The 14,559-nt window shown below is 59.2% G+C and carries 14 protein-coding genes and 1 pseudogene; 12 read left to right on the top strand and 3 right to left on the bottom strand.

The features are described from left to right. Positions 1 to 107 precede the first annotated feature (107 nt). The 11 genes from IVB46_RS33545 (at position 108) to IVB46_RS33490 (ending at position 9,390) form a co-directional block, all read left to right on the top strand. Entirely contained in the window at positions 108 to 344 is a 237-nt protein-coding gene (locus IVB46_RS33545) for a hypothetical protein (RefSeq protein ID WP_247344459.1), read from the top strand. 1,095 nt (positions 345 to 1,439) lie between these two features. Further along, complete coding sequence (locus IVB46_RS33535; RefSeq protein WP_247344456.1) at positions 1,440 to 2,390, top strand: helix-turn-helix domain-containing protein; 951 nt, start codon at positions 1,440 to 1,442, stop codon at positions 2,388 to 2,390. Between the two features lie 346 nt (positions 2,391 to 2,736). Then, positions 2,737 to 2,979, top strand: a complete 243-nt coding sequence (locus tag IVB46_RS33530) for a hypothetical protein (protein WP_247344453.1) — start codon at positions 2,737 to 2,739, stop codon at positions 2,977 to 2,979. Positions 2,980 to 3,139: 160 nt separating this feature from the next. Then, positions 3,140 to 3,457 carry a hypothetical protein gene (locus tag IVB46_RS33525; RefSeq protein WP_247344450.1) on the top strand — a complete coding sequence of 106 codons (318 nt, stop codon included), beginning with the start codon at positions 3,140 to 3,142 and terminating at the stop codon, positions 3,455 to 3,457. A gap of 298 nt (positions 3,458 to 3,755) precedes the next feature. After that, positions 3,756 to 3,953, top strand: coding sequence for a hypothetical protein (locus tag IVB46_RS33520; protein WP_247344445.1), 198 nt, complete (start codon positions 3,756 to 3,758; stop codon positions 3,951 to 3,953). 501 nt (positions 3,954 to 4,454) lie between these two features. Next, positions 4,455 to 5,780 carry an extracellular solute-binding protein gene (locus IVB46_RS33515; RefSeq protein WP_247344442.1) on the top strand — a complete coding sequence of 442 codons (1,326 nt, stop codon included), beginning with the start codon at positions 4,455 to 4,457 and terminating at the stop codon, positions 5,778 to 5,780. Positions 5,781 to 7,953: 2,173 nt separating this feature from the next. Continuing rightward, positions 7,954 to 8,199 (top strand): hypothetical protein, encoded by a 246-nt coding sequence (locus tag IVB46_RS33505; protein ID WP_247344439.1) that lies wholly within the window; start codon positions 7,954 to 7,956, stop codon positions 8,197 to 8,199. Positions 8,200 to 8,291: 92 nt separating this feature from the next. Then, the gene (locus IVB46_RS44955) at positions 8,292 to 8,414 is read left to right on the top strand and encodes a hypothetical protein (RefSeq protein ID WP_256468679.1); all 123 of its coding nucleotides are present in this window, start codon (positions 8,292 to 8,294) and stop codon (positions 8,412 to 8,414) included. A 166-nt stretch (positions 8,415 to 8,580) separates the two neighbouring features. Beyond that, complete coding sequence (locus tag IVB46_RS33500) at positions 8,581 to 8,775, top strand: hypothetical protein (protein WP_247344436.1); 195 nt, start codon at positions 8,581 to 8,583, stop codon at positions 8,773 to 8,775. Between the two features lie 46 nt (positions 8,776 to 8,821). Then, the gene (locus IVB46_RS33495; protein ID WP_247344432.1) at positions 8,822 to 8,995 is read left to right on the top strand and encodes a hypothetical protein; all 174 of its coding nucleotides are present in this window, start codon (positions 8,822 to 8,824) and stop codon (positions 8,993 to 8,995) included. A gap of 236 nt (positions 8,996 to 9,231) precedes the next feature. After that, positions 9,232 to 9,390, top strand: a complete 159-nt coding sequence (locus IVB46_RS33490) for a hypothetical protein (RefSeq protein WP_247344429.1) — start codon at positions 9,232 to 9,234, stop codon at positions 9,388 to 9,390. A 584-nt stretch (positions 9,391 to 9,974) separates the two neighbouring features. Here the strand turns inward: IVB46_RS33490 and IVB46_RS33485 are convergent. The 3 genes from IVB46_RS33485 to pdhA are packed head-to-tail and all read right to left on the bottom strand — an operon-like array spanning position 9,975 to position 13,160. Next, complete coding sequence (locus IVB46_RS33485) at positions 9,975 to 11,063, bottom strand: dihydrolipoamide acetyltransferase family protein (RefSeq protein WP_247344426.1); 1,089 nt, start codon at positions 11,061 to 11,063, stop codon at positions 9,975 to 9,977. Positions 11,064 to 11,083: 20 nt separating this feature from the next. After that, positions 11,084 to 12,064: an alpha-ketoacid dehydrogenase subunit beta gene (locus tag IVB46_RS33480; RefSeq protein ID WP_247344423.1), complete on the bottom strand. Its 981-nt coding sequence runs from the start codon at positions 12,062 to 12,064 to the stop codon at positions 11,084 to 11,086. Next, entirely contained in the window at positions 12,057 to 13,160 is a 1,104-nt protein-coding gene (gene pdhA / locus IVB46_RS33475) for a pyruvate dehydrogenase (acetyl-transferring) E1 component subunit alpha (protein ID WP_247344419.1), read from the bottom strand. The genes IVB46_RS33480 and pdhA overlap by 8 nt, the downstream gene beginning before the upstream one ends. 449 nt (positions 13,161 to 13,609) lie before the next feature. On the opposite strand from pdhA, the pseudogene IVB46_RS33470 reads away from it, so the two are divergent. Continuing rightward, a pseudogene (locus IVB46_RS33470) lies at positions 13,610 to 13,997 on the top strand (IS30 family transposase); the annotation flags it as partial. Positions 13,998 to 14,559: the final 562 nt, after the last annotated feature.

The raw sequence follows: 14,559 nt of genomic DNA, 5'->3' as shown, positions 1-14,559 counted from the left end.
CCGTCCTCGAAATCGTCATACCACTTCTCCTAGGATTACCCCTAGGACCTGCAGCTATAACGTTCGTCAAACAAGGCGGCCTTCAATGGAGGGATACGGGAGACGGAATGGAACGTTCCCTGTTAATTGAACTGGCGCGCGACAAATATGTCGAGCGCTGCAAGCAACGGGCCTTCGATCACCTCGACCGAGGCGATCTTAAGAACGCGGTCGCTTCGTTTGTCGGCAATATGAACGCGCGTCCCGATTGCGAGTTGCCACACTACTTGGCAACGCTCGGCGCTTCGCTGGTAACGGCGAAGGATGCACTCGGCTGGAGGGCGCTCGTTGAAGGATTGAGGTGATGATACCGTGATCAGCGCGCGAAAGGGATAGACATCAAGCGCGCACTCCGGAGCCTAAAGTTCCGTGGTTTCCCTTTGTATGAATGAGAGTATTGTTTTTTTGACCTTTGGGGGTGTGGGGTGGCGCACTACCGAGCTTACCTTTTGGATCAGCACCGCCACGTTATAAGCGTGGCCAATTTGCAGTGTGCCGACGAGCGGGAAGCACGAGAACGTGCTGAGCAGCTAGTTGATATCAACGATATCGAGCTATGGCATCTCGATCGCCGTATTGCGGTGTTTGAGGCCGCCATAACCCGTACCTCGCAAGCGGCGGAACAGGGAAGCCTTCAGCGGGCGCAGCGCCCTACGGACAAATGAAGCGTAGATGAAAGCTCAGCGCGGTACTAACATCTCGGTCCCGGCTTCCGTGTTGCGGATCACTGGCGCCGAATAATTGGGGAAGACGCCGGCATCGGCGTCAGGTTGCCGACATAGCGATTGAATATCCCAAGCGGAAGAGCGCCAGAATGCGGCCGGGTTGGTGATGCCGTAGAGGGTACACATGCGCCGCGCTGACTAGCGTTTCCTAAAATCCTTTAACTTGCGCATGTAGTAGCCTTGCGCCTGAACAGCGAGCCTAATTTCCGTCGCTAACGGAAGCGACTTTTCTCTTCTTCTTACGCCATTTGCCTGACACGTCAGGAGGTGGAATTGATAAACCGTTGCGCACGACGAGCAGATCGCGCCTGTCGTTCAAATACACATCGAACATTGTGAGGCCCCCAGCCGAGCATTAGATTATCGCGGGGAGCAGAAATACACCAGAGCAGGTGCGATCTAGACCGCAGCGCAGCAATTCAATGGAGGAGTTCGATACATTCCCATTGCTTTGCTAATGCCTTGCAACGCCCTGAATGAATGCTCCCAACAACTGCATCATCTGCTGCTGATTGACTTGATTGATGCGTTCCTGATTATGTCCTCACACCCAAAATGATCCTCGTTCTTCTGCTGGCTCATTGAGCCCTGACGTGTTGGTCGCTATACACTCAATCCGTAGTATTCCGGAATCCCCAGAACCCGATTTGGCTTTAGTATTGTTAGAGGGCCGCCTTGGCCCTCGATAGGAGAACAAAGGTTCTCGCTGTGTTGGCGCCAAAGGTATTTCGCTTTACTGATCTCGATCAGTATCGAACAGCCGTGCAAAATCTGAAGGTCGAATTTACGCCTCTCGCACGGAAAATCTCTGCTGAGCAAGTCATCCTGAATCTCCCGGGATGTGACATCAATTTTGCCAAGTCTTTCCCGCGCATCGCCGATGGTCAGCTTGCCGATAATTGCACAGCTGTCGGGTTCTCGATGGATGACGGTTTTCCCATTCGCTTCAACGGGGTCGAAAGAGATCACTCAGCTATCGCGATCGGCGGCAGCGGTGCTGCATATTCCACGGTCGAACCAGCCGAGCGGCAATTCACTTCGATTATTTTCACGCCAGCAATACAGGATCGTGGCTGGCCCCAGGCCGGTCCCAACTGGAAAGCGTTAGAAACGAGCACCGCTGCGCAGCATTGGCTGCGCGAGCTCGTGAGGCAGATCCTGTCAACTTCCGCGACATTCGATGTCTGCGAGGCGGGCGACGCTTCGTCCGCAATCCGGGAGTCCCTACTGGCTGGAATTGATGCCGCATTCGCCCACGTTGTTGACGCAAGATGGGCGTTTCATGCGAATTGCCTCGGGTATTTCAGGATTTTCCGAGATATTCAGGCAGTATTGTCCGGTAACATTGGGCGTCCAGTCTACAGCGATGAACTTGCGCGAGAAGTTGGCGCCTCGGTGCGAACCATGCACGAGGCGGTCAAGCGATACCGAGGAATGAGCCTCCATCGATATTTGCGCCTGAGGCGTCTCTGGCTCGTGCGGCAACGACTGCTGGCCGGAGCGGATAGCGTAAAGGCGTGTGCGCTCGCTCTCGGATTTTGGCACTTAGGTGATTTCGCGAAGAGTTATCGTCTTCAGTTCGGCGAACGACCCTCGGACACTCTGGTGAAATCGCGCCTCCAGTGATGCGGCGTTTTAGAATTGCCGGTCGTGGGCTCCCCCTTGCCGCGAAGAGCCAAGAGAAGATCATCCTGGCGGCCACGGTTGGCGTCCGGTGACGAGGGGCATCGGATCGGTCACTAAAGCTGTTCGGGACACTATAGAGACACCAATGGCCTATAATATAGAATTCACTTGAGTCTTTCTGATGCTCCTTCTCCCCCGAGGGGCCGGGAGTTTTCAAGCTGAATGTTTTGAATTGACTGGTCTGACGGACATTTCAAGAATACTGTTTCCTGCATCACCTCTTGGACCGTGGCTGTTATCGGTGACTGAGAGTGTCGGCTCCCGCCAGAAAAAAGGGGAGCACCACATGCCCATTTATCGCTTATTGCGAAACCTGCCGATGGGATCGGACGAGATCAGCCGGTTGACAACGGCCTACGAGAAGACATTGCACACCATTGGTCTTGTTGATCGGAATGACCCGCTAGCCGAGATGATCGCCAAGAAAATAATCGAGATCGCGCAGACTGGCGTGCGCGACCCGGCGAAGCTTTCCGCACTCGCGATCAAGGAACTTCGGGTGAAGTACAGCGGTGGACCGCTGGATTGAAGGTTTTGTGAAGCGCCTGCACGAACTCTTAGACCGCATAGCCGGTAAAAAGTAAGGGGTGTCCTAAGTTGAATTCCGCAGTGGCCTAATTTGTTCGCAGACTGCCGAACTCTGTTCATGCGCCAGATGGACTAGGCTTTAAAGGGGGAAGAAGCCTGCGGTGCAAGAGCGTCCATTGCGCTCCCCGTCTGGCTTGCGGCTACCTGGGCAACGCCGCAATATCCGGCTGATGCCAAACTTAGCCACCTGTCAAGGAATCCTTCGTCGGCTGATCGCCAAGGGCGACCCGAACGCCATTTCGCTGGCTGAGCGGGCCATCAACGAATATTGGGACGTAACACTGGAAAGAGGCAGAAAAAGCGGCCTCCGGCTCATCCAGCTCGACGTGCTGGAGCAACGGAACGCGGTCATTGGGGCCCAGCACGACTTCGCCCAGACCGTAAACGACTACATCGAAAAGAAGCTGAGAGGCGAATAGGCAGGGTGCATAACGAGCACCTGCGACTGTCCTAATTCTCCACCGCGAGCGTCGGAATCGAAAGGGGCCGCCTTTCAGCGCCCCCTTGCTGGTTGAAAATGCTTGTTCGGGATGTGAAATGCCAGCCCCGGCGAAAGTCACGTTAGAGGCATCTAGGGGGTGGGGCGACTCCGATAAATTACTGCATGCCTCACTGTCCTAATTCGCCGCAGCGGGCACACGAAACGGCCTGTTCCGCTGGGTGAACACCAGGTGTAATGTTCCCATCGAACGCTGAGGTTCACGACGGAGGACGTTCGTGAAACGCCACCTGTTCAAGCAGGACAGCTCGCTAGGCGAGCGGCTCATCAGGGAAGCTCGGCTTGCGAGGGAAAAGGCGGACCAATTGCCCGCAGGTGAGGAGCGTGAGGACTTTTTGAAGAAGGCCCGCGAAGCCGATATGGCCGCCCACATTGACGAATGGTTGCACTCGCCGGGTCTAAAGGCCCCGACCTAGAAGTAAGGCCGCCTCAGTTGACGGCTCTTCTACTTCGAATGTCACTCCGTGGCCCGTTTGAGACAAGCTGACCAGCGCTGACCATGTCCGTTCACCAGGCTCGACCGGAAGTCCTCGGTGTCCTGTCAAACCGACGCAAGTGACCCTTACCGGACCTCCCGGCGGCCGTACTGACGTCAGGATCATTTTTGATGGGACATACAGATCGCTGCCGCAAAGCACGACAAGGTCGTCCTAGCGATTGACGCTCCGTTCTTCTCCAGTCCCGCCAACGCCCGATAAAATACTTCGTGCGTTAGACCGATCTCGGCCGCCAAATCCTTCAACGCGCCGATGGATTGGGGCTGCGCTCCGCCTCAAATCCGCGTAGTCTTAACCCGGCGTCGCATCCGGGAAGCACTCGGCTGGACGCTCCAGCCGTGAAGTGCCGTTGAATGCTCTGGCGCCCCCGAATGCGCGACCGGAAAGGCCCGATTGCGCACTACGCACAGGGAGGAATTCATGGCTCGCATCACCCGACGCAAGCTTCTCAAGCTTTCCGCAACCGGCGCGGTGGCAGCGCAGACCAGCGGCTTAGCCGCCATCCTGGCGAGCGGCCAGCCGCCAGCCTTCGCGCAAGGCACGACTGTGCACTGGCTGCGCTGGGCGGATTTCGTGCCCGCATCCGACGTCCTGCTCAAAGGCCAGATTACGCAGGAATGCCAGAAGGCGACCGGCATCACGCTAAAAGTGGAGACCATCAACGCCAACGACCTACAGGCGCGGATCACCTCGGCGATCCAGTCGGGCACTGGGCCCGACATCATCATGGCGATCGGCAACTGGCCGCAGCTCTATGCGGAGAGCCTCGCCGATGCGAGCGACGTGGCCGAGGACATTGGCCAGGATCAGGGCGGCTACTACGAGGTCTCCAAGCTGGTCGCTACCGTCGGCGGCGGCTGGATCGGCGTGCCGTTCACGGTCGGCGGCAACCAGATCGCCTATCGCAAGTCGTGGTTCGACGAGATCGAGTTGAAGGCCTTCCCGGACACCTGGGACGGCCTGCTCGACGCCTGCAAGAAGCTCAAGGCCAAGGGCCGGCCGCTTGGCCAGACCGCCGGCCACACGTTCGGCGATGCGCCACTCTGGTGGTACCCATACCTGTGGTCGTGGGGTGGCAAGGAGGTCGAGGCCGACGGAAAGACCGTGGCGCTCAACAGCAAGGAGGCGATCGAGTCGGTCAAGTTCGCGGTCGGCCTCTGGCATGACGCCTGCGACGAGGGCGGGCTTGCCTGGGACGACACCAATAACAACCGCGCCTTCCTCTCGGGCAGCATCTGCGCCACAAACAACGGTGCCTCGATCTACATCGAGGCCAAGCGCAAGCCCGACACGTATCTCACCGAAAAGGGGGAGCCGATGTGGAAGGACATCCTGCACGCCCGCATCCCCAAAGGTCCGGGCGGGCAGTTCAATCTGCCCAATCCGTTCACCGACATGATCATGGGCTATTCGAAGAACAAGAAAGCCGCCGGCGACTTCCTGCGCTGGGTCCACTCCAAGCCGGTATTCGCCGAGTGGTTTGCCTCGCAGCAGGGCTACTCGGACGGCGCTACCCGGATGTGGGAGAAGGACAAGGTATGGGACGCCGATCCAGTGCTCCTGCCGTTCCGCGACATCCCGCCGTTCGGGAGGCTGGCCGGCTACGCGGGGCCGCCCAACCGCAAGGCCGCCGAGGTAGTGACCAAATACATCGTCACCGACTTGTACGCCAAGGCGATCCAAGGCGTGCCGGCCGAGGCCGCCGTCAAATGGGCCCACGACGAGATCGCCAAGGTCTATGTATGAGATCACGGCTCGTTCCTGCATCAAACAACACGTTGCCTGTTGAGCAGATCGTCTGTTTGTCAGCTTTGTCGGCCAAGTCCTCAGCGAGTGCGTCTATCGCCCGCGCCAAGAAATCCTGAACGGCAATTGGAAATTCCGGGGCCGCAGCCGTCGTCGTGAGCAATTGGCCTTTGGCCCATTGCAACGGAAATCCATGTCCCCTGGAATGTCGGCGATCAGGGTAAGAGCGGACTCGTTGTGCTCTTACGAGTTTTGTCGCTCATGACCCGAAGGCGACATTGGAGCAATTCCGTCCATTGCCCTTCGGGAATAAGGTTGTTATGTTTAATCGACGCCACCACTGCTTGTAGCTCTCTTGAATAGTCGCCCACTTCGAGGTGGAGTTGCGGAGGACATTACTATGAGATTTTCCTCGCTGTTCCTTGTGGGCTTAGCTGTCGCCATCTTGTCGAATGCACCCGCCAACGCCGTGAAGAAAACTACGAGGCCGAACACTCCATCGACAGAGATATTTTACTCGGGTGCGCATTCCAAAGTGCTTGACCCGGATATAAGGGCGTTTGCGCCAGCCAAGGCCAGGACGTACGTGGAATGTAAACAAGGGTTATGGGCGCAAGGTGCAAACCCCAACTATCAATACGCGGTCTGTAGCAGTATGGGGTATAAGAACTGACCAATTCACGCACGCAGCAGAGGCCGCCCTCAGATGGTGGCCTCTCTGTCATATCGGGTCTTATGAGGCCAGCAGGGAACGTCGCCTCCTGGCCCATCGCTTCCGTTGACGCGATGCAGCTACATGTCGGTTTATAGGGGCAGACCGGAAGTTTGCGGCCGAGCGCCAAACCGCCGCTTTTGACCCCATAGCAGAAGCTGCCGCTAGGTTCCGTCCTATGGGGTTGGAGGTTTCTGACGAGGGAAACCGGTCAGGACGAATATAAGTCGCCGAATTGAGAGTCCGCCTCAAACGACTGGCCGCCTATTCGTTCCTGTCCAATTCGTTAATAAATGATTCGCCCTCTGCAACTTCCGGGCGCACACTCTCACCATCACAGACCGGAACGTGGCTTACATCTGTGATGAGAACGCCCGTTGCGCTCCCGCCTTCCTCGAATGGAAAGGAGCAGCGCCATGTTTGAGCGGCGTCGTTTCAAACCATCTCCCTTGAAGAACGGCTCGCCGAAGAAGTGAGACGCCTCCGCGAAGAAGCCGAGTTGCTCCCTTATGGGCCTGTACGCGAGGCCGCCCTCCGCCGGGTGCGGCAAGCCGAAACCGGCTCCCACATTAGCGACTGGCTGCGCTCCCCCGGTTTACAGCCGCCGAAGTAGACCGGTCATGCCACTCGGATACTATGCTTACGTCATCGGTGACGATGGCCACGTTGCCAATCGCGTTGACGTTCTTTGCGACAATGAGAAGACGCGCTTCGCCACGCCGAGCAGCTAGTGGATGGTCACGCCCTAGAGCTATGGCAAGGGGCGCGACGGATAGCGACGCTCAGGCCAAGGTCCAACGAAGGTGCGCATTAAGCTACGTCACAGATTTCCACCTCCGAAACCTTGGGTGTGGGAGATTCATGTCGGCAAGCGTCTGATCAAAGCGTCGCATGAATCCTATGCGTCACAAGACGAGGCCCACGGCGCCGGAAGGGCCGCGCTCGACCGCATAGTTTTGGAATCTGTAAACCGGCCTACAACACGACATAGACGGTAGGGCTGCCTCAGTTGGCGCGGCTTCCTCTATTTGTGGATGTGATACTATGTCGCCTGTTGGCCCATCAGCGAAGTGCCGACACCGCTCACTGTGGTCAGCTTAGTGGGATGCAGCGGACGAGATTTGCTCACGCTGAGTTTTTCGCCTTTTCCGGAGCGGACTTCGAGGCATGGAGCACGAACAGCGAATTTGAACCGCCGAGAAGCACGCAGCGCAGAAACACAGGAACAGAAGTTTTGTTCAATTCGTTTAGCGTCTAGCGCAAACGCAAAGGAGAAAGACTATGCTTGCTAACAGGCTTTTGATCTTGGGCGCGGTGCTAGCCTCCAGCGCCAGCGCCGTGTATGCGGCTCCCTGCAATACGGCGAGCCGCGATGCAGGATCTGGGAATGTCCCAGGCTATACCGGACAAACCACTGGTTCCACAGCAACTGATTCCAGGCAGCATCCGCCGACATCTGCGATGAACAAAGCCTCCGAGAATGTCGCAACATCGTCGCAGGACGCGCAACGCCAGATGCAGAGCGAGCCTACCGCTGCCGAGCAATCAAAGAAGATCGAGCCCGCACCCTCCTCGCAGTCACCGGATCGGACGGCAGGCACGGTCGAGCAGACCCGTCCCGCGCCCACTGAACAGTCAAAGAAAATGACGGCCGGTGAGGCCGAGCAAGCACCGTCCCAGCAAAAGGTGGGCCAGGACTGCGATTAAGCACCGGGACAATGACTTCGATTTGCGGTTAGGGGGCCGAAAGGCCCCTTTGGGAAGCCGATCGCGCTCCCGCGAGACCAAGAGGAGCTAGCATGATCGACCCTCCTCATTTCAATACGTATTCAATCCAAGCACGCATCTACCTTGGCGTTGCGACCTTCGGCGCGGCGCTGCTTGTTGCTGGGGCGGTGGCGAGAATTTATTTCGTGCAGTAAGGCCGCGCGCGGCCCGCTGAGAGCCTCCACTTAAGTTTTGTTCTGGCGCCGCTACGGCTCCGGGTGCATACTGGTTCCATCACCGCACGCGGCACCGTTGCTTCAAATCGGTGATCAGAACGCCGGTTGCGCTCCTGCCCAATTCACTTAGGGAAGGGAGAGTGCCATGAGACGACGCTCACACTCCCACACATTTGACGACAATCTGAACGCGGAGAGAGCCCGCATTATCGCGGAACTGGAAAACACACAGCCGGGACCGCAACGTGATCTTGTAGAAAGCAAACTGCGCCAGCTCGAAACCGCATCTGCTATAGACGGGTGGCTGACGTCGCCGGGCCTGCAACCTCCTGAAGAATAAGGCCGCCTCAGTTGGTGGCCTTTCGTTTGTGAAAGGGGGTCACCAGATGCAAGAGTACCGCGCTTATCTCATGGGCCTCGACGGGCATATCGAGCTTCGCATCCAACTGATTTGCGAGGACGAAACCGAAGCCAAGAAGCGCGCCAAGGTTTTGGCTGACGGGTACGACGTCGAGCTATGGCTTCAAGATCGAAAGGTCGCGGAATTTCAGAGTGAGTAAGGCCGCGTCAGTTGGCGGCCTCTGTGTGCTCGTCATCCTGCTATGTCACCTGCTGGCCCAAGGCCGACATGCAGCCATGTCGGATTCAACGTCGTCCTCTGAGAGCAAAGCGGACGCGAGACTTGCAAGGGTTCCTTCACCTTAATCAACTGATACGTCCGAATGGGCGATAGCCGAAGCTCGCTCCGTGTTGAAGAATGAGACCGCTGCTGCTGGGGGCCAAATGGAGATGTCCGATGGGTGCGGCAGGCTGGCGCTTTGCGCATATGAAGAGAACTCTCCGCGGCCGGGCGGTCGTTATCGGCGTGCTGGAAAAATTGCCGTTTAACGCCCTGCTCGCAATCGGCTCGCTGATCATGATCGGCTTCGCGCTGTACAAGGATTGGCCGCAGTGAGGGACAGCGTCTTCCTCATGCGAAAAGGCCCTTTTCCTATCCCCATCCGCGCGTACCCCACCGGTGCTGCCGTTCGGATGTCTGTCTGCTATTTGCCCGCATTGCGCGCACGATCCGCTCAGCCAAATCCCGCGAGGTCCGCGGCGATAGGAAGTGCAAGTTGTTGACCCCCTGCCACTCCTCAACGATCTTGAGAAGGTGAGGGGCGTGCGCTCAAAACGTCAGCTTCCGATTCTCTCCCTGAGCGGAACCCCTTACTACTGGAGCCACAGGCGACACCGAACGAGAGCAAAGGCGCGGATGGAGTCAGTTAGCCTACTGATAAGGTTTTACGCGAAACGGAGTCAGTTGGCACACGCGCTCTGGGGGTATCGGAACCTCTGGAGTAGGGTGGACTCCAACTTGCCGACGACGGCATTCATCAGCGGCAGCCTCTTACCCAGACGTTGCAGGATGTTGGAGCTTCCCAAACCGCATACGAGGGTTCGATTCCCTTCGCCCGCTCCAATACTAGCGCAAGCCGACTTCGGAAAATGCTGATCGGCATCGTGTTGAGCGACCTTAGGCCTGCTCTCGCACGTGGTTCACGAAATCCGCTGAAGATCGGACTTGAGCGCGACTATGAAGCGAGCGGCCTCACCGCCCGTCACCACGCGGTGGTCAAAGGTGAGCGACAGCGGCAGTATGCGCCTCACTGCGGGCTGGCCGCGATGCGCGACCGCCCGCTCCGAAATCCGGCCGGCGCCCACGATTGCCGCTTGCGGCGGCACGATGACCAGATTGGCAAACCGGCCTCCGATCATCCCGAAATTCGACAACGTGATCGTCGCGCCGCGCAGCTCCTCCGGTGGGATCGAGCGGGCGATCGCGTCGGCCCGCAACCGGTCAAGTCCGCTCCGCAGGTCCGGGACGCTCCGCTCCGCGATGTTGCGCAGCACGGGAACGATGAGGCCGCCTTCCGTATCGACGGCGATGCCGAGATCGATGCGCCCGATGAGGCGCCGTTCTCCACTGCCGGAATGATACCAGGCGTTGAGCGCCGCCTCTGCTTTGCAGGCAGAAGCGATGGCGCGCACCAGCCGGATTGTCACGTCCTCGCCCTGTCGCCAATCGTTGATATCGGCTTCGTCCGTCACTGTGGCGGGGACGATTTCGGCATGGGCCGCCGTCATGCGCTGGGCCATCGCGCGGCGCAAACCGCGCAGGGGTTCGGCAGGGCCGGTCTGTGACACACGCTTGGCCGCCCGTTCGACATCGGCGCGAGTGATGCTGCCGCCGGAGCCGGTCCCCTCAACGAGTCGAAGATCGACGTCGAGCTTGCGCGCCAGTGTGCGCACCGCCGGAAACACCTGTCCGGCCGGTCGCGTGGAAGCGATCGCTGCCGGCGGATGTTCGTCGCTGCCAAGCTCGCCGACAATTGTGCCGGTGTCCTGCTCGGCGCCCTCGGCAAACTCGACGAGCGGCGCGCCGACCTTCACGATATCTCCCTTGGCGCCGAACAGGCGCGCGATACGTCCGCCCGACGGCGACGGTATCTCGACGACCGCCTTGTCGGTCTCCACCGAAACGAGCGGCTGATCGGTGACAACATGATCGCCGTCGTTGACGTACCAGGTGACGATCTCCGCCTCTTCAAGGCCTTCTCCAAGGTCCGGCAACACGAACTGGCGCATGGGGCAAGGTCCGTTGCAGTTCAGTTGAACTGGCACGCCTTTCGGGCTGAGGTCACGATGCGCTCGACCGAAGGCATGTAGTGCCGCTCAAGCCGCGCCATAGGGATGACCGTGTCGTAGCCGGTGACGCGGGTCACGGGTGCAAGCAGCGAGGACAAGCCGCGTTCAGCGATAAGCGCGGCGATCTCAGCGCCAAATCCGCCAGTGTGTGCCGCCTCGTGTACGATGATGCAGCGCCCGGTCTTTGCGACCGAACCGAGCACGGTGCTTTCATCATAGGGCTTGAGCGTGGCGAGATCGATGACCTCGGCAGCGATACCCTCGTCAGCGAGTGCATCGGCCGCAGCCATGGTTTCCTTCAACATCGCGCCCCAGCTGATCAGCGTGACGTCGCGACCTTCCCTCAAGACAAAGGCGACATCCAGCGGCAAGGCCTCACCATCGTCCTTCACCTCGCCCTTGGCTGCGCGGTATAGCCGCGTCGGCTCCAGAAATACCACGGGATCAGGATCGCGGATCGCGGCAAGCAGAAGTCCGTATGCGCGTTCCGGCGACGAGGGCATGACGACACGCAAGCCTGGAATATGGGCGAGCATCGCCTCGGTGCTTTCGGAGTGATGCTCGGGCGCACGAATGCCGGCGCCGTGCGGCGTGCGCAGAACCATCGGGCAGGTGAGCCGCCCCTGGGTGCGGTTGCGCATTCGCGATGCATGGTTCACCAATTGATCGAGGCAGGGATAGAGAAACCCCATGAACTGGATTTCGCCGACGGGTTTCAGCCCCTGCGCCGCCATGCCGACGCAGAGCCCGCTGATCAGGAGTTCGGCAAGCGGCGTATCAAGGACGCGCTCGGGTCCAAAGCGCTTTTGCAAACCCACGGTGGCGCGGAACACGCCGCCATTGACGCCGACATCTTCGCCAAGCACGACCACGCTCGGATCATCCTCCATCGCGCGGCCAAGCGCCAGATTGATGGCTTCGACCAACGTTACCTCAGGCATAGTCCTCTCCCGCGAGTTCGCTGCGTTGCGGGGCATAGACCTCGGGCAGAGCGGCATAGAGGTGATCGAACATGGTGTCGGGCCGGCGTGGCGGCGTTGCCAGATAGCGTTCGACCGCGGCCTCGATGCGCTCATGGCACTCGGTTGCAAGCTTTTCCTCGTCCGCTTTGCTCCACATCTTTTGGCCAGCAAGATAAGCCCGTACCCGCGCAATCGGCTCTTCCTTCCAATGGGCCTGAACTTCTTCAGCCGGACGATAGCGTGATGCATCATCGGAGGTCGTGTGATCGCCGAGCCGGTAGGTAACCGCCTCGAGGAAGCGTGGGCCGTTACCATCGCGGGCTGCGGCAATGGCCTCTTCAGCGGCGGCGCGCATCGCCACCACGTCACTCCCATCTACCTGCTCGCCTGTGAACCCGGCGGCGATGGCCTTCTGCGCCAGCGTTTCCGAGCCGGTCTGCAGCCGCAACGGTACCGATATGGCCCATTGATTGTTGGTGGCGACGAACACGACCGGCAATTTGTGCACACCGGCAAAATTCATCGCTTCGTAAACATCGCCCTTGGAGGTGGCGCCGTCGCCGAAAAGGCATACGGCGACACGCGGCTCCTTGCGCAGCTTGAAGGCGTACGCGACGCCGGCGGCATGCGGCGCCTGTGATCCGACGGGAACGCAAAACGGGAAATCGTGGGCCGGCCCGGAGGAGAAGCAATTGCCTCGTTCGTCGCCGCCCCAGAACAGCAGGATCTCCTCCAGTTTGACGCCACGCCAAAGCAGCGCACCGTTGTCGCGATAGGAAGGCAGCAGTACGTCTTCATCTCGCATCGCACTGGCTATTCCGACCGATACCGCCTCCTGGCCGAGCGAAACGGCATAGGTTCCGAGCCGCCCGGTGCGCTGCAATGCAACAGCCTTCCGGTCGAACAGGCGCAGGAGCACCATCGATCGGTAAAGCGCTACAAGCAGGTTGGCATCGGAGGCGAAGGCAGGGAGCAGGCGGCTGATGGAGCCGTCTGGAGCGAGGTAATTGCGGTAGCATACCTCGAATCGGGCGATCACCGGGAGGTCTTGGGTTGGCATTTTTTTGCTGGCCACGTTCTCGCTCCTCGAGCGATTGTGCCTCCCATGACTGTGCCATTTGGTGGTGACGCCGGGACGATGCAAGACCATGGCGCGTTTGCCTTGCCGTGCGCCATTGCCGTCCTGCGGGGTTACGCGATCATGGAAGCGGCACTGCGGCGGTGGTATATCGAAGCATGGCAAATGGTCAGGTTGTCCTGGTAACAACTCAGCCGTTAGGCGGCGGTCCACCCGTTCGCTCGGTCTATTTCGTGGCGGAAAGGGATCCGGAAACCGCTGCGGCGATTATCGCTGCGATGATGGCTCCGAACGAAAAGGTGGAAGCGTGGGGACCGCTTCCGGAGGCCACTGTGAAAGCGCTCGGATTGAAGCCTGGCGACTTCACGCACGGATGAACGGCAATCTAACGCCCGCTTGATTGGCGGTTCATGTCTTCCATGACGCCGCGGATCGCATCCATGTGTCGAAGCCTGATGCTAGTAAAGGTCGCGAACAAGGATACCGAAAGCGTCGTCTCCGCGCTTATCAAGCAATCGCAGCGACTGCCGAGCGAGCTTTACCGGTCGTTGACCTGGGACAGAGGCAAAGAGCTCGCCGATCATCAGTCTGACATTGGCCACCGAGGTCGTCGACGTCTACTTCTGTGATCCTCGCTGTCCCTGGCTGCGCGGGTCAAATGAAAACACCAACAGATTGCTGCGTCAGTATCTTCCGCGTGGCACCGATCTGTCCCTGTACAGCCAGGCCAAGCTCAGCGCGATCGCAAGGCAGCTCAATGAAAGGCCGCGAAAGACCTTTGTCTATCAGACCCCAGCTGAGAAGTTCGCAGAATGTGTTGCGGCGATCAGTTGAACCCGCCGCGCAAACCGGACATTCGGCTGCCCCGAACGTCTCAGAGGGGCCACGAGCGGATTAATTCTAACCTGGCTGCAGTGGGAGCGAATGCTCAAGCAAGAAACGCAGCACTTCACTTGTGGCGTCCGGTCCTCGCGGATCAGGGTCAGAGCTGGCAGGGCTGCCTCCCGAGGATCAGGCCACGGATAGAACTTCGATTGCACGATTGAGTTGAGGATCACCTAGATCCATGGAGGCCGGGTCAGTTTGGACCTCGATCGTGGGTGCGACGCCAACGCCTTCCAGCCGCTCACCGTCGACCTGGACGTCCCCGACCGCGAGCAACAGCAAGCCGCCGTCAATGAGAAATGCCGTCGCAGAGAGGACAGCTCCCTCGGTCCGGCTACCGATGACCTCGCCAAGCCGGTATTCTTGAAGCCATAGGCAAGGATTTCCTTGCCGCTGCGGGTGCCACCGTTGGCAAGCATGGCGACAGGCTTGCGCCACTTCACGTTCTCGAGTTCGCTGGCGCCATTGCGATCAGTGACCTGTATCGTCGGCGCTCGCGTGTTGAACAAAT

It is taken from the genome of Bradyrhizobium sp. 61, assembly GCF_023073075.1.
Lineage (GTDB): Bacteria > Pseudomonadota > Alphaproteobacteria > Rhizobiales > Xanthobacteraceae > Bradyrhizobium > Bradyrhizobium barranii.
This window is presented reverse-complemented; position numbering and strand designations above follow the sequence as displayed.

Excerpts from the sequence above, each read along its gene's own strand:
- IVB46_RS33545 (WP_247344459.1), top strand. The coding sequence starts at position 108 with ATGGAACGTTCCCTGTTAATTGAACTGGCGCGCGACAAATATGTCGAG.
- IVB46_RS33530 (WP_247344453.1), top strand. The coding sequence starts at position 2,737 with ATGCCCATTTATCGCTTATTGCGAAACCTGCCGATGGGATCGGACGAG.
- IVB46_RS33515 (WP_247344442.1), top strand. The coding sequence starts at position 4,455 with ATGGCTCGCATCACCCGACGCAAGCTTCTCAAGCTTTCCGCAACCGGC.
- IVB46_RS33505 (WP_247344439.1), top strand. The coding sequence starts at position 7,954 with ATGAACAAAGCCTCCGAGAATGTCGCAACATCGTCGCAGGACGCGCAA.
- IVB46_RS44955 (WP_256468679.1), top strand. The coding sequence starts at position 8,292 with ATGATCGACCCTCCTCATTTCAATACGTATTCAATCCAAGCACGCATC.
- IVB46_RS33500 (WP_247344436.1), top strand. The coding sequence starts at position 8,581 with ATGAGACGACGCTCACACTCCCACACATTTGACGACAATCTGAACGCG.
- IVB46_RS33495 (WP_247344432.1), top strand. The coding sequence starts at position 8,822 with ATGCAAGAGTACCGCGCTTATCTCATGGGCCTCGACGGGCATATCGAG.
- IVB46_RS33490 (WP_247344429.1), top strand. The coding sequence starts at position 9,232 with ATGGGTGCGGCAGGCTGGCGCTTTGCGCATATGAAGAGAACTCTCCGC.
- IVB46_RS33485 (WP_247344426.1), bottom strand. The coding sequence starts at position 11,063 with ATGCGCCAGTTCGTGTTGCCGGACCTTGGAGAAGGCCTTGAAGAGGCG.
- IVB46_RS33480 (WP_247344423.1), bottom strand. The coding sequence starts at position 12,064 with ATGCCTGAGGTAACGTTGGTCGAAGCCATCAATCTGGCGCTTGGCCGC.